Source organism: Flagellimonas onchidii (genome assembly GCF_004804315.1).
Classification (GTDB): domain Bacteria; phylum Bacteroidota; class Bacteroidia; order Flavobacteriales; family Flavobacteriaceae; genus Flagellimonas; species Flagellimonas onchidii.
The window spans coordinates 265,778-287,324 of the sequence record NZ_SRXX01000004.1 but is presented as its reverse complement, the minus strand read 5'-3'; the positions used below and the strand labels follow the sequence as shown (position 1 = coordinate 287,324).

General features: G+C 38.5%; 23 protein-coding genes. 13 read left to right on the top strand and 10 right to left on the bottom strand.

Annotated features, from left to right (window positions below; genetic code table 11):
• Positions 1-25: 25 nt before the first annotated feature.
• Together tyrS and E4661_RS06525 are read left to right on the top strand one after the other, a co-directional pair.
• Positions 26-1,318 (top strand): tyrosine--tRNA ligase, encoded by a 1,293-nt coding sequence (tyrS, locus tag E4661_RS06530; protein ID WP_262709913.1) that lies wholly within the window; start codon positions 26-28, stop codon positions 1,316-1,318.
• Positions 1,319-1,373: 55 nt separating this feature from the next.
• Entirely contained in the window at positions 1,374-1,763 is a 390-nt protein-coding gene (locus tag E4661_RS06525; protein ID WP_136466019.1) for a hypothetical protein, read from the top strand.
• Here E4661_RS06525 and E4661_RS06520 read toward each other — a convergent pair.
• The 7 genes from E4661_RS06520 to E4661_RS06490 form a co-directional block, all read right to left on the bottom strand.
• Positions 1,760-2,686 carry a long-chain-fatty-acid--protein ligase gene (locus E4661_RS06520; RefSeq protein ID WP_240751422.1) on the bottom strand — a complete coding sequence of 309 codons (927 nt, stop codon included), beginning with the start codon at positions 2,684-2,686 and terminating at the stop codon, positions 1,760-1,762. The genes E4661_RS06525 and E4661_RS06520 overlap by 4 nt on opposite strands.
• Positions 2,687-2,809: 123 nt before the next feature.
• Positions 2,810-3,133, bottom strand: coding sequence for a T9SS type A sorting domain-containing protein (locus E4661_RS06515; protein WP_136466017.1), 324 nt, complete (start codon positions 3,131-3,133; stop codon positions 2,810-2,812).
• Between the two features lie 131 nt (positions 3,134-3,264).
• Positions 3,265-3,573 (bottom strand): T9SS type A sorting domain-containing protein, encoded by a 309-nt coding sequence (locus E4661_RS06510; protein ID WP_136466016.1) that lies wholly within the window; start codon positions 3,571-3,573, stop codon positions 3,265-3,267.
• Between the two features lie 148 nt (positions 3,574-3,721).
• Positions 3,722-4,243 carry a hypothetical protein gene (locus tag E4661_RS06505; protein ID WP_136466015.1) on the bottom strand — a complete coding sequence of 174 codons (522 nt, stop codon included), beginning with the start codon at positions 4,241-4,243 and terminating at the stop codon, positions 3,722-3,724.
• Positions 4,244-4,289: 46 nt separating this feature from the next.
• A complete protein-coding gene (locus E4661_RS06500; protein WP_136466014.1) occupies positions 4,290-5,135 on the bottom strand; it encodes a CARDB domain-containing protein in 846 nt (281 codons plus the stop codon).
• Positions 5,136-5,291: 156 nt separating this feature from the next.
• Complete coding sequence (locus E4661_RS06495; protein ID WP_136466013.1) at positions 5,292-7,592, bottom strand: hypothetical protein; 2,301 nt, start codon at positions 7,590-7,592, stop codon at positions 5,292-5,294.
• Between the two features lie 129 nt (positions 7,593-7,721).
• Positions 7,722-10,484 carry a TonB-dependent receptor gene (locus E4661_RS06490; protein WP_136466012.1) on the bottom strand — a complete coding sequence of 921 codons (2,763 nt, stop codon included), beginning with the start codon at positions 10,482-10,484 and terminating at the stop codon, positions 7,722-7,724.
• 184 nt (positions 10,485-10,668) lie between these two features.
• Between E4661_RS06490 and E4661_RS06485 the strand changes: the two genes are divergently transcribed.
• Positions 10,669-11,355: a response regulator transcription factor gene (locus tag E4661_RS06485; RefSeq protein ID WP_136466011.1), complete on the top strand. Its 687-nt coding sequence runs from the start codon at positions 10,669-10,671 to the stop codon at positions 11,353-11,355.
• 22 nt (positions 11,356-11,377) lie between these two features.
• On the opposite strand, the gene E4661_RS19380 is transcribed toward E4661_RS06485, so the two are convergent.
• Complete coding sequence (locus tag E4661_RS19380) at positions 11,378-11,518, bottom strand: hypothetical protein (protein ID WP_240751421.1); 141 nt, start codon at positions 11,516-11,518, stop codon at positions 11,378-11,380.
• Here E4661_RS19380 and E4661_RS06480 point away from each other — a divergent pair.
• Entirely contained in the window at positions 11,463-12,407 is a 945-nt protein-coding gene (locus tag E4661_RS06480) for a sensor histidine kinase (protein ID WP_417936348.1), read from the top strand. The two genes, E4661_RS19380 and E4661_RS06480, sit on opposite strands and share 56 nt — an antisense overlap.
• Here the strand turns inward: E4661_RS06480 and E4661_RS06475 are convergent.
• A complete protein-coding gene (locus E4661_RS06475) occupies positions 12,332-13,444 on the bottom strand; it encodes a UDP-N-acetylglucosamine--N-acetylmuramyl-(pentapeptide) pyrophosphoryl-undecaprenol N-acetylglucosamine transferase (protein ID WP_136466009.1) in 1,113 nt (370 codons plus the stop codon). The genes E4661_RS06480 and E4661_RS06475 overlap by 76 nt on opposite strands.
• 86 nt (positions 13,445-13,530) lie before the next feature.
• Between E4661_RS06475 and trmB the strand changes: the two genes are divergently transcribed.
• The 9 genes from trmB (at position 13,531) to E4661_RS06430 (ending at position 19,761) form a co-directional block, all read left to right on the top strand.
• Positions 13,531-14,199: a tRNA (guanosine(46)-N7)-methyltransferase TrmB gene (gene trmB, locus E4661_RS06470; RefSeq protein ID WP_136466008.1), complete on the top strand. Its 669-nt coding sequence runs from the start codon at positions 13,531-13,533 to the stop codon at positions 14,197-14,199.
• A 3-nt stretch (positions 14,200-14,202) separates the two neighbouring features.
• The gene (locus tag E4661_RS06465) at positions 14,203-14,832 is read left to right on the top strand and encodes a LysE family transporter (RefSeq protein WP_136466007.1); all 630 of its coding nucleotides are present in this window, start codon (positions 14,203-14,205) and stop codon (positions 14,830-14,832) included.
• A gap of 1 nt (position 14,833) precedes the next feature.
• Positions 14,834-15,160, top strand: coding sequence for an MGMT family protein (locus E4661_RS06460; protein ID WP_136466006.1), 327 nt, complete (start codon positions 14,834-14,836; stop codon positions 15,158-15,160).
• Positions 15,161-15,376: 216 nt separating this feature from the next.
• Positions 15,377-16,516 (top strand): Mrp/NBP35 family ATP-binding protein, encoded by a 1,140-nt coding sequence (locus E4661_RS06455; RefSeq protein WP_136466005.1) that lies wholly within the window; start codon positions 15,377-15,379, stop codon positions 16,514-16,516.
• A 2-nt stretch (positions 16,517-16,518) separates the two neighbouring features.
• The gene (locus E4661_RS06450) at positions 16,519-16,758 is read left to right on the top strand and encodes a NifU family protein (protein WP_136466004.1); all 240 of its coding nucleotides are present in this window, start codon (positions 16,519-16,521) and stop codon (positions 16,756-16,758) included.
• 69 nt (positions 16,759-16,827) lie between these two features.
• A complete protein-coding gene (locus tag E4661_RS06445; protein WP_136466003.1) occupies positions 16,828-17,886 on the top strand; it encodes an NAD(P)/FAD-dependent oxidoreductase in 1,059 nt (352 codons plus the stop codon).
• Positions 17,887-17,927: 41 nt separating this feature from the next.
• Positions 17,928-18,275 carry a four helix bundle protein gene (locus E4661_RS06440; RefSeq protein WP_136466002.1) on the top strand — a complete coding sequence of 116 codons (348 nt, stop codon included), beginning with the start codon at positions 17,928-17,930 and terminating at the stop codon, positions 18,273-18,275.
• Positions 18,276-18,349: 74 nt separating this feature from the next.
• Complete coding sequence (locus E4661_RS06435) at positions 18,350-18,682, top strand: 2Fe-2S iron-sulfur cluster-binding protein (protein WP_136466001.1); 333 nt, start codon at positions 18,350-18,352, stop codon at positions 18,680-18,682.
• Positions 18,683-18,963: 281 nt separating this feature from the next.
• The gene (locus E4661_RS06430; protein ID WP_136466000.1) at positions 18,964-19,761 is read left to right on the top strand and encodes a DUF4440 domain-containing protein; all 798 of its coding nucleotides are present in this window, start codon (positions 18,964-18,966) and stop codon (positions 19,759-19,761) included.
• Between the two features lie 43 nt (positions 19,762-19,804).
• On the opposite strand, the gene E4661_RS06425 is transcribed toward E4661_RS06430, so the two are convergent.
• The gene (locus tag E4661_RS06425; protein WP_136465999.1) at positions 19,805-21,541 is read right to left on the bottom strand and encodes an ABC transporter ATP-binding protein; all 1,737 of its coding nucleotides are present in this window, start codon (positions 21,539-21,541) and stop codon (positions 19,805-19,807) included.
• Positions 21,542-21,547: the final 6 nt, after the last annotated feature.

The following is a 21,547-nucleotide window of genomic DNA, read 5'->3' as shown; positions in this document are numbered from 1 at the left end:
GCAGCTATTCTAAAAGATTTTGACGGTGAAGAATTTTGTTCAAGAATTGCAATGGAGGGGGATGGTGCATGATGTTATGCCCGGTGCCGAGGAGCATCTTATGGAAGGTATGCAAGCAGCTTATGTGGGAATTGACCCAACAGCAGATTCACTCCATATAGGTCATTTGGTTAGTGTGATGATGCTAAGGCATTTTCAATTGGCTGGCCATAAACCTTTTGCTTTGGTAGGAGGAGCTACAGGAATGATTGGTGACCCTTCAGGGAAATCCGCCGAGAGAAATCTTTTGGACGAAAAAACGCTTCGACACAATCAAGAAGCCATAAAGGCACAGTTGAGTCGTTTTTTGGATTTTGAAAGTGACGAGCCCAATGCAGCTGTTCTTGTTAACAACTATGATTGGATGAAGAATTTTTCCTTCCTTGATTTTATCAGGGATGTCGGAAAGCATATTACGGTCAATTATATGATGGCCAAGGATTCGGTTAAAAAACGTCTTTCATCCGATGCCAAAGAAGGTATGTCGTTCACTGAATTTACATACCAGTTGGTGCAGGGGTATGACTTTTTGCACCTCTACCAAAACCACAATTGTACCCTTCAAATGGGAGGTAGTGATCAGTGGGGCAACATTACCACGGGAACTGAACTTATCAGAAGAATTGGCGGAGGGAAAGGTTTTGCCTTGACCTGTCCGTTGATTACCAAGGCCGATGGTACAAAATTTGGGAAAACCGAAGGTGGAAACGTTTGGCTGGATGCGGAACGTACCTCCCCATATAAATTTTACCAGTATTGGTTGAATACTTCTGATGAGGATGCTGAGAAGTATATCAAGATTTTCACTTTTCTGACGCAAGAAGAAATTGAAGGATTAGTTTCGGAGCACAAGGAAGCACCTCATTTAAGGGTGTTGCAGAAAAAGCTTGCAGAGGAAATTACAATTATGGTGCATTCCAAAGCGGATTTGGATAATGCCATTGCGGCAAGTAATATTTTGTTTGGAAAGTCTACTTCTGACGATTTGAAACAGTTGGATGAGAAGACTTTTCTTGATGTTTTTGAAGGCGTACCCCAAGCCCAAGTGTCCAAGGCCGATATCACCGATGGATTGGATATGATTGGGGCTTTGGCTGCAAAAACAGGATTTTTAGGTTCGAACGGAGAAGCCAGAAGAGAATTGAAACAGAATTCCATCTCGGTAAACAAGCAAAAGGTAAAAGAGGACTACCAGATCACCGAGGCTGATTTGATCAATGACAAGTTTGTGTTGCTTCAAAGAGGTAAGAAAAACTATTTTGTTCTGGTTGTCGACTAGTCAGCGCAACGTTTATTGCGATTCTTTATCTACAAAATGAATCAATACTTTAAAAATGAAAAAAGCAAGTATTCTTTTTGTACTGCTGTGTATACTCAATAGCTGTTTTTCTGGCGATGATTATGTGGTTGATGCAGCCTTAAATGGCACATGGGTTTTAGAAAGGGCAATTTGCTTCTGTGGTTTTGATGAGGACTTTGACTTTAGCGCCCATAAATTGACTTTTGACAGTTCTGAGCAACGGGTGATTGTAGAAAATTCGGACGACACTTCTTGGTTTGTAACCGAATCAGGTACATATACTTTTATAAACGATGGAGGTAAGATCAACATAAATGGAAAGCTCTATACCTACCAAAGAAGAGGAGATGATTTGGAACTTACCTATGTAGATAACCCTAACATTGCCGATGATGAGCTGACCTTGCTCTATAATAAAAACTAAAGTGCCATCAAATTACACCCCCTAACATCAGAATGGTCAAATCTGCCCAATACTTCAAAAGTTCCGTTGGTATAGGTTTTTCCTAAATCTTGGGTAGCGATAAACGAACATGAATACACATTGGCCAGATCAATTACATTAATACCTCCTGTTTTTCCATGGGGTTGTGTGGCAAGTGGATCTTCAGTATCTCGGGTTACTATTTTCATCCATGGAGGACATTCAAATAATCCATTGCCTTTTGAATAGGCTTGGGACAACAATTCGGTCATACCATATTCTGAATGAATGTCGGGAACTTGAAAAGCGTTCTTAAGAATATGGTGCAGCTCGGTACGAATCAGTTCTTTTCGGCGGCCTTTCATGCCACCGGTTTCCATGATAATAATGTCATTCAGGTTCATGGGAAATCGTTCCGCAAGATCCAGAAGGGCAAATGAAACACCTATCAACAAAACCTTTGCTCGCTCTGCTTTAAGTTGAAGGAGTTTATCATGCAGATTTTCCAAATTATTGAGATAGAAGCCACTACTTAGATGTTTTGTCTTGGATACTAAATCATGCACCATATGGACTAGCGAAGAACCTTCACGCTCCAAGTAGGAGGGTAGCAATGCCAAGATGCAGTAATCTTCAACTAGGCCATAAAAGGTGTTGAATCCGTTCAGAAAACTCTTTTGGTATAGGGCAATATCTGCTACATAGTGTTTACTGGTATTGTTTGAGGTGGTTCCACTACTTTCGAATATGGCCTCTGGTTTCTTTTTTGAAGAAACGATTTTATATTTCTTAAAAAATTCGATGGGCAGAAAGGGTATCTCTCCTACACTATTAACGTTTAAAGGAGATTTGCCAAGATGGGAGCAATAGGTTTTATAGACTGTGTTGTTTTGAAATTGAAACTCAAAAACCTTAAGAGCCATTGACTCAAATTCGGTTGAAGTGTGTATCGAGAAGATTTTTTGAATACTCTTACTGTCCATGAGGGGATAAAAGTACCCAAAAATAAAAAGGCCTTTCCGGAGAAAGGCCTTTTTGAAGCAGTTTTATTTGACGACCAGCTTTCTGGTCATGGTTTTTTCTTTTTCAGTGACCTGGAGTACATAAACACCAGGAACCAATCTGGATATGTTTAATGTATTGGTGGTAATTCTATCTGTAAGTACCACTTCTCCAAAAACATCATAGATTTTGATTTCTTTGGTTCCATTGGAAGCGGTGGTTACATATACTTCATCCCCATAAGCGGGATTGGGATACATTTTGAATCCCTTTAGCTCTTGTACCTGCTCAGTATTAACACTGACCAATTCTTGACCGAATGAGAAAATAGGTAAAGCCATAATGATTAGAAAGTAGATTTTCTTCATAAATGCTGATTTGGGTATAGCAATATAAAAGTAGAAAAACCGTTCAGGGTAGGCTACAAAATGTTGTGAAACAAGGAATTATGTAGGTAAAGGTGTAAAAGTGAAGGTTTTTAGCCTGAAAAATTGGTCAATTACTTGACAATAAGCTTTCTAGTGGCTACTTTATTGTTTTCGAATACCCGAAGGATATAGACACCTTTGTCCAAGCTGGAAAGATTGAGTTCTTTGCCCAAAATAGTAGTTTGCAGCACTGGGGTTCCCAACACATCGAATATCAAAATCTTCTTTGGGGCATTTAAGTTAGTCTGAATATAGACCTTTCCATAAGTAACCGGATTGGGATACAACTTAAACCCGTCTATATCTGCATTCTTTTGGGCATTTTGGGAAAACGCCAAAGAACAGATAAATAAGAAAAAGACGAAGTAAAGTTGCTTCATAAAGATTTGGTCGCAAAGGTTATGCCACAAATATAATTAAATAGATGGTTAATAGGCGTTTAGGGAGGGAAAAAACCCACACTTTTCGATGAACGGTAAAAGAAAGGCCCTGCATAGCAGGGCCTTGGATAACATTTCTAAACCAACGTTATTCTTTAAGATTATAGTGATTTATGAGTTCCATGTAATTTCTTATATCTAAATCATTTCTAGTTAAACCTTTTAATGAACTAGTTTTAACAGCTATTACGGTTAAATTTTTAAGCTCAATTGGATTTTCATATGGAAGATTTGAATTAGATTTTTCAGCAAATAGCGTAAGATTCGAATGATCTTGTCTTGAATATATAATTTTATAACCGCTTTCTATTTGAAGTGTTGGTATAGAAGACCATACTTTTGAATCAACAGTATTGGACTGATAAAAGGGAAAAAGTATAAGGAGTTCATTTTTGGAGAATCCATTTATGTTTTCTGGAATCAATATTTCTAACTCTAGGTTGTTTTCTAAGTTTTGATGACCGAATTTTACTTGAAAAGCATCAGTGCCTATTATAGTTTCAGGATAGAAGTTCGTTTCGTTTTGTGTTGTGTCATTTTCATCTGAACAAGAAATGAACAGTATGGTCAAGCTAAATGACAGGAAGAGGATTAATGATTTTGTTTTCATTGTATATGGTTTTATGATCTTGTTTTATTTTAAATGAATACAGTTATTAGTTAATTGCAAAACGGAGTGCGAATACATTATTGTTTTCGTTGGATTCTTGGTTTGCATTGCTGTCATCCACTTTAATCAACAACCAGAAATTTCCTCCTACGCTGTTAAAATCTGGGACAAATAAACTTGTTGATGCATATTTTCCACTATTTGGAGATAGAGAGCTAACATTAACTGTCTTTATGCGCGAATCGGAATTGCCCTGAAGAACATTGTCATTGGAAACATAAAAACCAACAGTGGAAGCTGAAGATGATACTGAACCTGTATTCTTTACAAAAACATCAATATTCGCGATTCCAGTGGGGTCAACTAAATAATGTCTATCAGAACCAATTGAATTGAAAATATTGTCACAGTTAGAACAGTCACTGGATATGGTAGATCCATTAAGGTCTATTGATAGTTCTGGGTTGCCTGGACATCCATTGTTAGAGGCTGGACCTGCTTGATTTGGACAATTGTCTTGGCTGTCAGAGATCCCATCGCCATCTGAGTCACAGTCATACTGTACTATTGAGGCAGACTGACTGTCAACCCTATAATCTTCGTCTGGATGCTCGTTAGTTCCCGAGTAAGTCAAATAGTAATAGTTTAAACCTCGTCCAAAGTCTAGCTGATAAAATTTGTTGGGCTGAAGTGGGGTTGCGATGGAAATGTTCACATAGAATCTACCTCTTAACTGTTGAAAGGTAAAGGTACGATCACAGTTTTGAGAAGCTAAATTCTCTGTAATTGTCCCTTGATTATGAATTATGGAATAAAAGACATGGCTTTTATGTGATTGGGCCATGGAAATAAAACCAGATAAGAAGATAATTGAAATTATAATTTTTTTCATGTGTAATGGATTTATGATTCATCAATAAAGCTATAGGTAAATGCTTACACAAAAATTATCTGACTCTTACCAAAATGTTAAGTTCGATAAAAAGAAAAGCCCTCTTTCAAGACATGCTCAAAAGAGAGCTATTTTTTTTAAGGTACTGTATGCGTCTTATTGTTTTGTTACCACAAAACTTGGACTTGCCCAATCAAAAGCAGAAAGGTCTGCGCCAATACCATCTTTTGTTTCCACGTTATTATCAGAAGGAACGGTTATCCCATCTGCAATTTCTGTTACAGAACCAGTTATGGCTCCACCTATTTTGTCCTCGCCTACACTACCTTGTGCATAGGCATCTTCAATGGTCAATGTACCGTCACCCTTATCATCATCAGTGTCTATTCTATTTCCAAAAGATGCTGTACCGTATGCCACAAAAAGAATATTATTGATGGTAGCTTGCGTTCCTCTTCTTATTTCTGCACCAGCTTTTAACTCTACATCTGGGTTTAAGTTAAGAATGGTAACGTTCTCCAAAGTTGGAGTTGATATTGGCTCTGCTGCTGCGTCACTTGAGTTACTGTCTCCTTCAATACCTCTTGGGTCTTCAGTGGCCATATTAAAACCGTCATTACGTACACCGAAGGCATTGGTTACTTTACCTTTGTAACCACCGGTCCAATCAAACATATCATCAGCAATGTTAGCGCAGAATACATTGGTAACATTGACTGTGCCGCCAAAGAATTCAATACCATCATCTGCACCATTGTTCACAACAATGTTCTCCACTTTGGTTCCACTACCAACACCAAAGAAAGAGATTCCGTTGAATTCTTGTTCGTTGTTGATTTTCGCACCAGTGTATTCGGCTATGATATATGAAAGCTCTCCTGAGCTATCGTCTGTTTCGGTACCACCGTAAAGTACACCTGCAACCTCGGATTCTACATCTGTGCCTTTATTGGAAGGTGCTTTGCCAGCTAATACAATACCGCCCCAATCACCAGCCTCAGGAGAGGCAGCATCAGAAGTGAATTTAATAGGCTTGTCAGCAGTTCCATTCGCTATCAATTTTGCTCCTCTTTCAACAGCCAAGAATACATCGGTTCTGCCACTAACAGCTTTTATGACAGTTCCAGCTTCAATAATCAGTTTAGAACCAGATTTTACGGTTAATGGTCCGGTAAGTGAGTACTCTACTGAGGCGATAAGTTTACTGTCTTCTGTAATAACACCACTTAATTCTGCTTCATTGATGACGTTACCGTCTGTTTGGGTAACTACAAAACTTGGGCTTGCCCAATCAAAAACAGAAAGGTCAGCGCCAACCCCATCTTTGGTTTCAACAACATTATTGTCCGATATAACCAAACCATCTCCAATTTCTTCCACGGTTCCAGTAATATCGCCACCTATTTTGTCTTCACCAACATTACCTTGGGCGTAAGCGTTTTCAATGGTCAATGTACCATCACCTTTATCGTCATTGGTATCTATTCTGTTCCCAAAAGAGGCATCTCTATAAGCTGCAAAAAGAATGTTCTTGATGGTGGCCTGGGTTCCCCTTCTTATTTCTGCTCCGGCTTTTAACGGAACAGTTTGGTTTAAGTTAAGAATGGTGACATTCTCTAAAGTTGGAGTTGATATTGGCTCTGCGGTTGCATCACTCGAGTTGCTGTCTCCTTCAATACCTCTTGGGTCTTCAGTGGCCATATCAAAACCATTGTTCCGTACACCAAATGCATTGGTTACTTTTCCTTTGTATCCTCCAGTCCAATCGAACATATCATCGGCAATGTTGGAACAGAATACGTTGGTTACATCTACTGTTCCGCCAAAGAATTCAATACCATCATCTGCACCATTGTTCACAACAATGTTGTCTACTTTGGTTCCGCTACCAACACCAAAGAAAGAGATGCCGTTGAACTCTTGTTCGTTGTTGATTTTGGCGCCGGTGTACTCGGCTATGATGTAGGAAAGCTCACCAGAGTTATCGGCAGCATCAGTACCGCCGTATAACAGTCCTGCAACTTCAGACTCCACATCTGTACCTTTGTTTGAAGGTGCTTTACCTGCCAAAACAATACCACCCCAATCACCAGCCTCGGGAGAAGCAGCATCAGAAGTGAATTTAATAGGCTTGTCAGAAGTTCCTTTGGCAATCAATTTTCCACCTCTTTCAACAGCTAAGAACACATCGGTTCTACCGCTAACGGCCTCTATTATGGTTCCTGGTTCAATTGTTAGGGTAACACCATCTTTTACGGTCACGGGACCTGCCAAAGAGTATTCTTTAGAAGCTTCAAGTTTTGTATCCTCCTTAATTTCACCTTTGAGTTCAATTTTATCATCAGATCCAGATCCAGATCCATCGGGATCTATATTCCTGTTGTCATCATCAGATGAGCATGATGCAATGAACATTGCAGATGCCACTAGTAATATGGATTTAATTGTTGTTTTCATTTTAGATAATTGATTTAATTGAATTTGGTGTAAATTAAATACTGTACTGTAAGGTTTTTTGACTTGTTACTTTAGTATTATATTAAGGATTCAGGGCATTATTAAATTATTGTAAACCAATCTTCTTTGTTATAAGTTGATGGATAATCCTGCGGACAATGTCATTCCTTTTTTATAAGAAGACATGGTAAGTTTTTCGGGAATATCCCTGTATCTGTCAAAACTTGGATCAAATAGGTTTTTTGCGTTAAACTTTACCGCAAGCGTTTTGCTGAACTTATGACTGAACACAAAATCTAGGATTGGAACTCCTTTTTCCATTATGTTTTCTTTAAAATTGGTTCCAATACTATACACTTTGTCACTTTGGTAGTTAAAAACCAAAGAAGCAATGGTTTCTTTATCTTCTTTTCCAAATTTGTACGAAATGTCTGCGTTAAGCGTGAACGGAGCTGCGCCTTCTAACTGGGTATTTTCACCAGTATAATTGAATAGGGTGTTAGCTGTGTTGAATTCCAGCTTTGTTTTCATTAAGGTGGCATTGGCACCAATACTTAAATTTTTGTTGATGGAATTGTCATCATCCGAACTCTCCAATACATTAAATTTGGCCTCAACCTCCATACCGAATATAGTGGCATCACCAGAGTTATCATAAGTGAAATCCCTTTCTACAGCAGAATTTCTTTCCAATCGGTTGATGGAATTTTCTATCAACTTTCCAAAAACTCCAATAGCAAATACTTCGCTGGCTTTAGGAAACAATTCAAACTTTAGTTCTGCATTGTAATTATCTGAAGGAGTCAAATTGGGGTTGCCCGATTCTTGAAAGTTGATACCTTCATAAACAAAAGGCGCGATTTCTTTGAATTGTGGATATGTATAAGATAGACTACCTGAAGCTCTTAAGTTTATCTTTTCCGTTAGCTCATACTTAAGGTTTAACGAAGGTAAAATGTACTGCTTGTCCAAATCAATGCCACTTTCGCTTGAAAGCCCAGGAAGTGTAATGTTAGTGTTCCAAGAAACATTCATTTTAATGTCTTCTGCCCTTGCACCAACATTGGCTGTGAATTTGTCGCTTAGTTTATACACAAAATCAACGTAGGCTGCATGTGATGTTTTTTTCGCATCATACAGCTGTGGTAAATAGGTTTCTGGGTCTTCACTGTTTCTGCCTCTAGAGGTTTCTACCCTAAAAATGCCGTTGTCTATATTGTTCTGGTTGAACAAAGCATCCACATTGTTTAGGTCTACAGAGGTCGCCCTCGGATTTGCAAAGTTGTGGTCAAAGTAAATACCATCAAATTTTCTATCGGTGTTACGACCATTGTACCCTAGGGAGATATTTCCTTTATTCTCAAAACGGTCTCCAAAATACTTGGTCACGTTTAGATTACCTCCCAAATCGTTTTCAAAAAGGTTTCCGTAGAACCTGCTGTTATCTCTTACCGCATTTTGCGCAACTCTTATATTGCCGGTTTCGTTGTTGTGTACAAAAGTGTTCTTTCTTCGATCGGGTTCATCGTTAAAAATTGTATTATATGCTAGAGAAGCATTAAGGTCTATTGATTCACCTAATTTGTTAACGGAGTGAAGTTGGTTGACAAAAAGTCTGTTCTGTATTTCGGTCTGTAATATTAGGTTGACATTCAAACCGTCTTCGGCGCTAATGTCCGCAGTATTACCAAAAAAGTCCTGTATGTTTTGATTATTGGAATGAACCGACAAATGGTTGAAGCTTAATTTGTGGTTCTTGTTTATTTGATATACCAAATTACCCATGGCCATTTTTGTAGCCTGATAGTTGAATGTTTTGGTATTAAATGTGGAGCCTACATTATCAACATCTATAATGTTGTCAGAAATACCGTCTCTGTAATTGTACTTGTTGTCGAATGAACCAACTAAAAATAAACCAATATAGCTTTCATCGGAAAGTGAAAACTTTTTCCCATAATTTATGGAAATACCCATATTAGGACTTGAAGTAGTATTTTCTGGGGAAAAGCTATTGTCAAAATTGTAATTGGCTAAATTGTTGATATCATGCTCGGTGTTGGTGTTGACACCGATCCAATTTGCACCACTAATTTGTTTAAAATCCTTAAAGGTAGTTTGCGTGTTGGCACCAGTAGACAATCCAATTTTGAGTAGTGAGCCAGAGCTTACTTCTTTACTAACAATGTTTACATTGGCACCAGCAACATCTGATGAGACATTAGAGGTGAAAGCCTTTGATATTCCAACATTCTCAATAATGTCAGTACTAAACAGGGATAGGTCAATGTTTTTGTCCCTTGGGTCATTTGAAGGGAGCGGAAGGGAGTTGAACGTGGTGCTGTTATACCTGTCTCCCAATCCTCTTACATAAATCTTACTTGATCCTTCTTTTTTGTTGACACCTGTAACTTTGGTAGTTGCGTCAGCAGCATTAGAAACCGCTTTTTTTGATAATTCTTGCGCTCCAATAGATGTTTTGATTTCAACTGCCTTTTTTTGGTCCAAAAGCAATGCGGCTTCAGAATCTTTTCTAGATACAGTTGTTACCACCACTTCATCTAGTTCAAAACCTGCTGAAGCACTCATGGGAACATCAATGTTTGTCACCTTATCTGCAATGACTTCTACATTCGGAATTTCAATGGTCTCATAACCCAAGTAGCTGAAAACAATAGTGTAGATGCCTGGTTCAATTCCAGAAATTTCATAAAGCCCATCAAAGTCAGAAGTCGTACCTTGTGTGGTACCTTTTATTAGGACATTGGCAAAGGCCAAAGGTTCATCGTTCAATTCTTTGTCGGTCAATTTACCCACAATACTTCCTGTGGTCTCCTGTGCACTTGCTTGCAATCCTACAAACAGCGTGAAAATCAATAAGATATATTTCATTTATGTATTAAATCTAGATGGCGCAAAGAAAACCCCGTGCTGTAAAAGCGATGTTACCTTCGGGTTAAGGATTTATTTGATTATTGTTACAATAATGTTACGACATTAAATGAATGTTAAGCATTAACACCGTTATAGTATTATCTTTACATTTGGGCACCTATTCATTGTAAAAAAACATCCTATGGAGACTAAGGACATTAAGATTTTACTTGTAGATGACGAGCCAGATATTCTTGAGATTGTGAGCTACAATCTTTCAGCAGAAGGTTATCAAGTCTACACGGCCAAAAACGGAGTTGAAGGTGTTGCAAAAGCAAAGAAAAAAAACCCCCATTTGATTATTTTGGATGTTATGATGCCTGAAATGGACGGTATCGAAGCCTGCGAGATAATTCGTAACACATCTGGTCTTGAGAACACTATCATTACCTTCTTGACGGCGCGTGGTGAGGATTACTCCCAAGTGGCCGGATTCGATGCAGGGGCGGATGATTACATTACCAAGCCTATAAAACCAAAGGTGCTGGTCAGTAAAGTGAAAGCCTTACTTCGACGGTTGAAGGAAGATAAGAGTGATACCGATGAAATTGTAAAAGTGGGCAACATCATCATCAACAGGGAAGAGTACAAGATTATCAATGATGGTAATGAAATAATTCTCCCCAGAAAAGAATTTGAGTTACTTTCTTTGCTGACCTCCAAACCCAATAAGGTTTTTAAGCGTGAAGTAATTATGGACAAAGTCTGGGGAAATGAGGTAGTTGTTGGTGGGCGCACAATAGATGTGCACATTAGAAAATTACGTGAAAAAATTGGCGACGACCACTTTAAAACCGTCAAAGGTGTAGGGTACAAGTTTGTCTTATAATGGCTGTTCAGTTAAGGAAATCCTATAAGTTTGCCTTAAGGTCGTCCCTTCTTATTGCTATTTTTCTAAGCGGATTCTGTGCAATTTTTCTCAATTCCCAAGGCCGATTGGATTGGTTTGTTGTAATCTTATGCGGGCTAATATGCTTTTCTGTTTCCTTCATTATTATACAGATTAGGGTTGAGCGGTTTATTTATAGAAGGGTGAAGAAAATCTATGATGATGTCTCCCTTTTGGAGTCTTCCTCTTTTTCATCCAAACCGGTCACCACCGATATGAAAACCTTAATACAGGAGATTGAAAAGTTTGCCGAAGGGAAGAAAATTGAAATTGATACGCTTAAAATAAGGGAAGAATACCGTAAAGATTTTTTGGGAAATGTATCCCATGAACTTAAAACACCTCTGTTTACTGTGCAGGGCTATATTCTTACCTTGTTGGATGGAGCCATGAACGATAAGAAAATCAGGGAAAAATACCTGAATCGCGCAAATAAGGGAGTTGAAAGACTGATATATATTGTAAAAGACCTCGATTTAATCACCAAGCTTGAAGTCGGGGAGTTAAAATTGGAGCGCGAGGATTTTGATATCATAGATCTCATCCAAAATGTTTTTGACCTTTTGGAAATGAAGGCGGCCCAGAAAGACATTATGTTGACTTTTGACATGGAGTACGAACCTATTTATGTAAATGCCGACAAGGAGAAAATACAGCAGCTGGTGAGCAATCTATTGGTGAACTCTATCAAATATGGGCACCCTAACGGTACTACAGAGGTAAGTGTGGAAAACCTGATTAAAAACAAAGTGATAGTAAGGGTGACTGATAATGGATATGGGATACCCGAACCGCATATTCCTAGATTATTCGAAAGATTTTATCGCGTTGACCAAAGTGGGAGTCGAAATGAAGGGGGTTCCGGACTGGGGTTATCTATTGTAAAGCACATTATCGAAGCCCACGATGAAAAAATTTACGTAGAGAGTGAAGAAGGAATTGGTTCTGAATTTTCCTTCACGATAGAAAAAACACCAAAAAGTTCTGTGTAATTCATAGAAGATTCAAACTGGGTCAAGCCTTCAAAATCTTCGATTCGACCTAAATCCTGTAGTTTAAATTCGTCTTGGGAACTAAATGGAACCAAAACTTGTTTTTGTAAACGTTTGGCTAAATATTCTTGTTCGTATTGCCCTGGAGTTGGAATAAAGAATGCCTTTTTTTCCAGTTTGGCCAAATCCATTACAGTGGTATATCCGGACCGACATAAAATTTTTGCGCTTCGGTTGATGGCATTTTGCAATTCTTCGGACTGCATAAAATTATAAATATCTACAGTAGAGTTGCCATTTTCAATTTGTTCTTTGATTTGGGTATCTTCTATTTTTCCCTTTACAAAAAGAATGTTTCCCTTAATCCCCTTCAATTCGAACAAAAGTTTCTCTTCCAAAAATGTACGTTGCGGTTCTGGCCCAGATAAAAGCACCATCAAATCATAATCAATATCTGTTTCTTCCTTTTCGAACCGGCTCAGGGGGCCAAGGTATTTGATGTTCATGTTGGGTTTTTTCAAATGCCCCAATTTACCAGTCAAATTTGGTTTGTGCTCTACATCGGGTACCCAACAAGCATCAAATTTTTTAATGATTTTTTGATGTGCTTTGGAGCTCATCCACGTGGTGTTTCCCGAGAGTACGTTGAGTTGGTGGGTAATAAAAACACAGGGTACCTTCTTGTAGTATACTCCCAGCCTATTGTCAGATATAATTCCGTCAATTTGATGTTCCTTGACCAATTTTTTAACAGCCTTTTTCTCCTTGGTCACAGCCTTTAGGACCTTCGGGGAGTCCCAAATCATTTTTATCTTAAAATTCCTTCCTTTTTCGGCATATGTAATTTTGTACGATGGCAACTCAAATGAAGGCAAATTTGGAAATTCTTTTTGCAGAAGTGAAAGCGCAACACCATCAGATGCCAAAAATGGTTGGTGACCATGATTTAAAAGTGCCTTGATGATAGGGATGCATCTAGTGGCATGTCCAAGCCCCCAATTTAATGGGGCAACTAGTATACGTTTAGAACTTTGCATAAGGTCAAAAAAACAAAAACAAAATTGCTTGGGGATTTCCTTAGTTTTGCCAAAACATTAAATTTTGTTCAATTCAAGCAATCTAGGTGGGAAGCAAGAACAAGTTAAAACGGTTTAAGGAGAACGAAACATTTACCAATGTAATCCAACCCTCAAGAGAGGAAGTTATAGGTGGATTTAAGTTTAAAGGAAAATGGAATTCCTTTTTTGACAATGATTACCCCATTGTATTGGAATTGGGTTGTGGAAAGGGTGAATATACAGTAGGGCTAGCGAAGCGAAACCCCGCTAAGAACTTTATTGGGATTGATATTAAAGGAGCAAGGTTTTGGCGGGGAGCAAAATCGGCCAAAGAAGAAAACTTGGGCAATGTAGCTTTTTTACGAACCCAAATAGAATTGATTGACCAGCTGTTTGCGGAAAATGAAATCGATGAAATTTGGATAACTTTCCCTGACCCTCAGATTAAATACAAACGAACCAAGCATCGTTTGACCAATCCGGATTTTTTGAAGAAATACAAACACCTACTTAAACCAAAAGGTATTGTCAACCTAAAAACAGATAGCGAATTTATGCATGGATATACCCTTGGACTTTTGCAAGGGCAAGGACATGAAATTCTGTATTCGAACCACGATGTGTATAAAAATGCAGGCAGTCCACCCGAAGTTTTGGAAATCCAGACATTTTATGAAAATCAGTATCTTGAACAAGGAAAACCAATTACCTATATCCAGTTTAGGATAAACTAACCAATGACGCACATACTTATTCTTTTTTTTGCCACTTTTTCGGCTGCGTTCATGGCCACGGTACCTCCGGGATTGTTGAACATGAATGCCGCAAAAACTAGCGTTGAAAAAGGAAAGTTAGATGGTATAATTTTCAGTTTGGGTGTTTCTTCCATGATTATGGTCCAAGCTTATATCGCTGTGCTCATTTCTAAATTTTTGTATAGAAACCCTGAGGTAATAGATATATTGCTGAAAATTGCCTTGATTGTCTTTGCCTTTTTTGCTGTATATTTTTTTGTTGTCGCTAAACGAAATAAAAAGCAGGAAATGCCAGAGGTAAAGGTCAGCAGAAGGAACAGTTTTTTTAAAGGAACACTTTTAGCAGCCCTTAATCTGCTTACCATTCCCTATTATAGTGGTTTAAATGCCATGTGGAATGAAGCGGGCTGGATTAAGTTTGAAGCTTGGGATATTACAACATTTGTGGTGGCCGCTGGAGCGGGTACGTTTTCAGTACTCTATCTTTATACTTTTTATTTTAATAAACTTGAGACAAAGACCAACAGATTTTCAAAAAATTCCAATTACATACTAAGTGCTTTAATGTTGGTGCTGTTGGTTATTACCTTGATTCGTATTTTCTATAAATAAAATGGAAGAGAAAAACTTTTTTGACAAGGTCTATGAAGTAGCTCAACAGATTCCATACGGAAGGGTGACATCATACGGGGCTATCGCGAAATATTTGGGAGCCGCCAGAAGTGCTAGAATGGTGGGATGGGCTATGAACAATTCTGCAGCAAAGGATGTTCCAGCCCATCGAGTGGTAAATAGAAAAGGAATACTTACCGGGAAGCACCATTTTGATGGAACAAACCTCATGCAACAACTTCTAGAAAACGAAGGTGTTGAAATACGGGATAACCAAATTGTCGATTTTCAGAAACACTTTTGGGACCCAGGCAAAGAACTGCTTTAAGGCTAACAGTAAACAATGTTTAATGAACAGTTTACAATGACAATCTTTCGCCCAAAACTTTTTGTCCTTAACCCAATCTCCCTTTCACCCTTCTACGATAGCCATACTCAATCCCATCATCTTCATTTTCAATTGCCAAACTTCTTAAAATAAGTGGCAAGCCGTATCTTTGTAATTTAGAATAGGTTTAAACGACTGCAAACAAAAAAAGGATCAATGAAGTTGAACAAGGCAGATATTCTTAAAGCATTGGAAAATATATCCGCTCCGGGAGAAGGTCAAAATTTGGTGGAAAGCGGTGCCGTGACCAATGTGCAAGTATTTGGTGATGAAGTTGAGGTAGATGTGACCATAAAAAACCCAAGCCTTCAAGCCAAAAAGAAAACCGAAGTTGAGATTTTAAAAATCATTCATAAAGAAGTTTATGAAAAGGCGAAGATAAAGGTCAACCTTAAGGTTGATGCACCTACAACACCAAAGGTGAATCAGATTAAAGGAAATCCGATTCCAGGAATTCAAAATATCATTGCCGTGGCATCAGGTAAGGGAGGGGTTGGAAAATCTACCGTTACTGCGAACATGGCGGTTACTTTGGCCAAAATGGGCTTTAAAGTTGGTTTACTGGATACGGATATTTATGGGCCTTCCATGCCGATTATGTTTGATGTTGCTTTGGAAAAACCCCTTTCGGTTAATGTAAACGGTAAGTCCAAGATGAAACCCGTGGAAAACTATGGTGTAAAGCTACTTTCCATTGGATTTTTCACGCAACCCAACCAAGCAGTGATCTGGAGAGGGCCTATGGCGTCCAAAGCATTGAACCAAATGATTTTCGATGCCCATTGGGGCGAATTGGATTTTCTTTTGCTGGATTTACCCCCGGGAACAGGAGATATCCACTTAAGTATCATGCAATCGTTGCCAGTTACGGGAGCTGTAGTGGTGAGTACCCCGCAAGAAATTGCTCTTGCTGATGCAAGAAAGGGAGTTGCTATGTTCCAACAAGAAGCTATTAGCGTACCTGTGTTAGGTATAGTGGAAAACATGGCTTACTTTACTCCAGCAGAATTGCCTAACAACAAATATCATATCTTTGGGAAAGATGGAGCTAAAAACTTGGCTGAGGACTTGGATACACCATTTTTGGGAGAGATTCCGTTGGTTCAGAGCATTCGCGAGGCTGGAGATGTAGGAAGGCCTGCTGCATTACAAACGGCTACACCAACCGAGGAAGCATTTGAGGAATTGACCAGGAATGTAGTTCAGGAGCTTGTAAAAAGAAATACAGATCTACCGCCGACCGAGGCAATAAAAATTACAACTATGGCAGGTTGTGCTGCCGTTAAAAAGAAATGAGCATGACATCAGAAGAGATTAGAAGCAATGTGGAAAAAGCTTTGGATGAGATACGACCATTTCTGCAAAGCGACGGAGGAGATATTTCGTTGATTTCAATAGATAATGATAGCTCCGTAAAAGTAAAACTTGAAGGCAACTGTATTGGGTGCAGTGTCAACCAAATGACCTTAAAAAGTGGGGTGGAAATGACCATTAAAAAATATGCTCCACAAATTGAGGAAGTGGTCAATATTGGTTAGACTGACAAATGTCATAGCTCTCTCTTGTAACAAAACTTAAGTTGCGCAGATATCCCAAAACGATTCTGAATGATTAAAACCGATATATTGATTATTGGAGCAGGCCCTACGGGTCTTTTTACTGTTTTTGAAGCAGGTCTGCTACAATTAAAATGTCATCTAATTGATGCCTTGCCCCAGCCCGGAGGGCAGTGTTCAGAGATATATCCGAAAAAGCCTATTTATGATATTCCTGGATTTCCAGAAGTACTGGCCGGAAAATTGGTAGACAACCTAATGGAACAAATAGCACCCTTTCAACCAGGATTCACTTTGGGGGAGCGAGCAGAAAAAATTGAAAAACAGGAAGATGGTTCTTTCGTGGTTACCACCAACAAAGGAACTCAACATCATGCTCCGATTGTGGCCATTGCTGGGGGATTGGGCAGTTTTGAACCCAGAAAACCATTGTTGGACAACCTTTCGAATTTCGAGGACAAAGGTGTCGCTTATATGATTAAGGACCCTGAGGTTTATCGTGATAAAAAAGTATTGATAGCAGGTGGAGGGGATTCGGCGTTGGATTGGTCAATATTTTTGGCCGATGTGGCCGCCGAAGTGACTTTGGTGCACCGTCGTAACGAATTTAGGGGAGCTTTGGATTCTGTGGAAAAAGTGCAACAACTCAAAAACCAGAGAAAAATCAATCTGATAACTCCGGCAGAGGTTGTTGGCCTTCAAGGTGAAAACAAGCTTGAAAGGGTAATTGTTAGAAAAACCGATAATTCAGAAGAAATTGATCTAGAGGTGGATGATTTTATTCCACTTTTTGGACTTTCCCCTAAATTGGGCCCGATTGCTGAATGGGGGCTTGATATTGAAAAGAACGCCATAAAAGTGGACAACACTTTGGACTATCAAACTAATATTCCTGGCATTTATGCCATTGGTGATGTAAATACCTATCCTGGCAAGTTGAAATTGATTTTATGTGGTTTCCATGAAGCCACCTTGATGTGCCAAAGTGCCTATCAACGCATCTATCCTGATAAAAAGTATGTGATGAAATACACTACTGTTGGTGGGGTTTCAGGATTCGATGGCAGTAAAAAAGAAGCACCTAAGGCTGTGGTTAAATCTATCGATTAGTTGGATAGTGCTCTAGTGGAATAGTTTGAAGAAGTTAAAACATGACTGTTCAACGTTTTGAAGATTTAAAAATGTGGCAAAAATCTCAGGATTTGGCTGTAGAAATCTACAACCTGTTTTCTACTCTTAAAGATTTTGGTTTCAAAGATCAAATTACAAGGGCATCCGTTTCTATTTCCAATAATATAGCTGAAGGTTTCGAAAGACAATCCAATGCCGATTTCAAAAGATTTCTTTACTTCGCACTTGCTTCGAATAGTGAAGTAAGATCAATGCTATATTTGTCAGAAAGATTAAATTATACCGACAGAAACAAATCACAAATCTTAATTGAAAAAACCAATGAAGTTTCCAAGATGTTATATGCTTTTATTAAATCGATGAAATAGAATTTGATTTGAAAGATTTGGCCGCGGATTAACTAACCCACTATTTCACTAAAACCACTAGCATACTAAATAATATGTCAGACATAAAGATTAAGATTATTGACCGTGATGGGGTGCAACATGAAATAGATGCGCCTACGGATATGAACATGAACCTAATGGAAGTAGTTCGTTCCTATGAACTTGCTCCTGAGGGAACGATTGGAATTTGCGGTGGAATGGCCATGTGTGCCTCATGCCAGTGCTATGTAAAATCAGACCATAAACTACCCGAAAAATCTGATGATGAAGAAGCTATGCTTGCCGAAGCTTTTTTTGTGGAAGACAATAGTAGGTTGGGCTGCCAAATCCATATGACGGATGACTTAGATGGCTTAGAGGTAGAATTAGCTCCCGAAGAAGCCTAAGATGTCTCTATAAATAGTTTATGTTGTTTTGGTATAGTATGAAAATTAGAATGCCTGCTATTTTTTTGAGTTGGTTGATGTGCCAGTCTTACTTATAACTACATTTTCTTTTCAAAAATTTCTTCCATAATCCATAAAATCAGTGGACACTTATTCTACAAGGATGATAGGAAAAGACAGTCATGCGCGGGGATATAGAGTTTTTTAGCAAAACTTTTAAAAGATTGTAACAAAAAGAAAAAAGCCTCTTCTTTAACACAATCAATCATAAAACATCAATCATGAAAACAAGTTATGTTTCTCAAGCTATTTTTCTATTCACAATTTTTCTTTTACCATTTCAAAAAACAACTGCACAAGCAGAAACTTCAGATGAACTTTTTGAAACAATTAAAAAAATGGATGCGGTTCTTTTTGAAAATGGTTTCAATCAATGTATGATTTCGGATATAGAACCTCTTATTAGTGATGACCTCGAATTTTATCATGACCAAGGAGGTATTACTAACTCCAAAGAAAAGTTTTTGTCGACCATAAAACAGAATATTTGTTCAAATCAGAAGCAGAAACCTATTCGTAAATTGATGGAAAATAGCCTCGAAATATTTCCTCTTTATGATAAGGGGAGATTATATGGGGCAATTCAAAATGGGACTCATGAGTTTTTTATCAAAGAAAATGATAAAGAACCTTATTTGACTAGCACAGCTAAATTTTCTCATCTCTGGATAAAAGAAAATGATTCATGGAAGTTAAAAAGAGTTTTGAGCTATGACCATAAAAACCCTAATACTACAGCCAACAAAAAGGAAGAAATTACTATTTCCAATGCAATTTTAGAGAGTTATGTGGGAAAATATAAGGGTCAAAATGTACGGGCTATCATAACTAAGAAGGAGAATGCACTTCAAATGAATTCTGGAGATATGCAACTTATTATAAGCCCAGAATCAGAAAATATGTTTTTTACAAACAAAGCTCCACTTACTTTTGAGTTTGTCGTTGATAATGGCTTTGTTACCAAAATGATTGTAAGGGAAAATGGAAACATAGTGGAAGAGGCTAAAAAAATTGAATGATTTCGTATTAATTTTTATTAATGAAGCATTGCCTTATACCTTTTTATATTCTTGCTTGATAGGTAAACAGATTGTAATACCTTCCTTCCGAAGCAATCAGTTCTTCGTGGGTGCCTTGCTCGGCTATTCTCCCGTTTTCAATAACTAAGATTTGGTCGGCTTTTCTTATGGTGCTCAAGCGGTGGGCAATCACAAAAGTTGTTCTGCCTTTGGTGAGTTCTGCCAAACTTTTCTGTATCAAAGCTTCGGACTCGGTATCAAGACTTGAGGTGGCCTCGTCCAAAATCAATATTCTAGGATCCGCCAAAACCGCTCTGGCAATGGCAATTCGCTGGCGTTGTCCTCCCGATAATTTCACCCCTCGTTCACCGATTAAAGTACCCAATCCTTCATCAAATCGATTAGTGAACTCATCAACGTAAGCTGCTTTTATTGCTTTTTGAAGCTGATCTTCGGTCGCATTTGGTCTTGGGAATAGAATATTCTCCCTGATAGTCCCTTCAAATAAAAAGTCATCTTGAAGAACCACGCCCAAATGTTGTCTAAAACTGTTGAGGTTGACTTTGGAAACATCTTTTCCATCAATAGTGATAACACCGGAGTCTGGAGTCAAAAAACTAGCAGCTAGACCCGCAATTGTCGATTTTCCTGAGCCGGAACTACCTACTAAAGCAATCACCTGTCCCGATTTTACCTTAAAACTGATGTTATGCAAAACTTCTTTATCCTCTTCATATGAAAACGACACGTTATTAAAAACAATATCCCCGTTTACCGATTTGAGCACATTGGTTCGTTCTTCTTCGTTTGCTTCAGGGGACATGTTCATAAGCTCCTCTGTACGGTCCAAACCAGCTAAGGCTTCGGTCAATTGACTTCCAATATTGCTCATTTGCACAATAGGTGCGATCATCATACCCAGTAGCACAGTAAATTCCACAAATTTCCCTACAGATAGGTCGCCTTGAATAATCATGTATCCACCAAAACCCATTACACTTGTTGTTGCCACACCCAATAAGAAGGTTGAGGAACTGGTCATAAAAGCGCTAGTTGTGAGACTCTTTTTTACATTTTGGTACAAACGGTCCACGCCAGCCTCAAAGACCGTGTGTTCTTGTTTTTCAGCATTAAACCCTTTAATAACACGGATTCCGCCTAAGGTTTCTGTCAGTCTACCCTTTACTTCAGCATTGATTTTGCCACGATCTCTAAAAATGGGTCGGATGATTTTAAAGGCTTTGAGTGCAATTCCTGCAAAAATGATTAGGGGAATAAAGGTGAACAGGGTCATAAAAACACTGATTTTCAACAAAAAAACCAAAGCTACCACTGCCGTAATCACTCCTCCTACCAACTGAACCAATCCCGTACCCACCAAATTCCGAACGCCCTCAACATCGGACATGATCCGCGAAACCAACGCGCCTGACTTTGTGTTGTCGAAAAAACGAGTGGGTAATGAAAGCACCTTTTTTTGTACTTGCGCTCTCAGCTCAGAAATTAGATATTGGGCCTGTACGCTCAGAATTCGGGTCAATAAAAAAGAAGTGACAGCCTGAACAAAAATGGCCAGCATGACTCCCGCAACCAGATATTTCAACATTTCAATATCTTTTTTGACCACAACATCATCAATAAGATGGCTTGTGGCTGCCGGGACAACAAAACTTGCCGCTCTACTGATGGCAATGAGTACTAAACCAATAAAAACCAACTTTCTTTTGGGCCAAATAATGGTTCTGAACGCACTTAGGATACTTACTTTTTTATCAGACATGAAAAT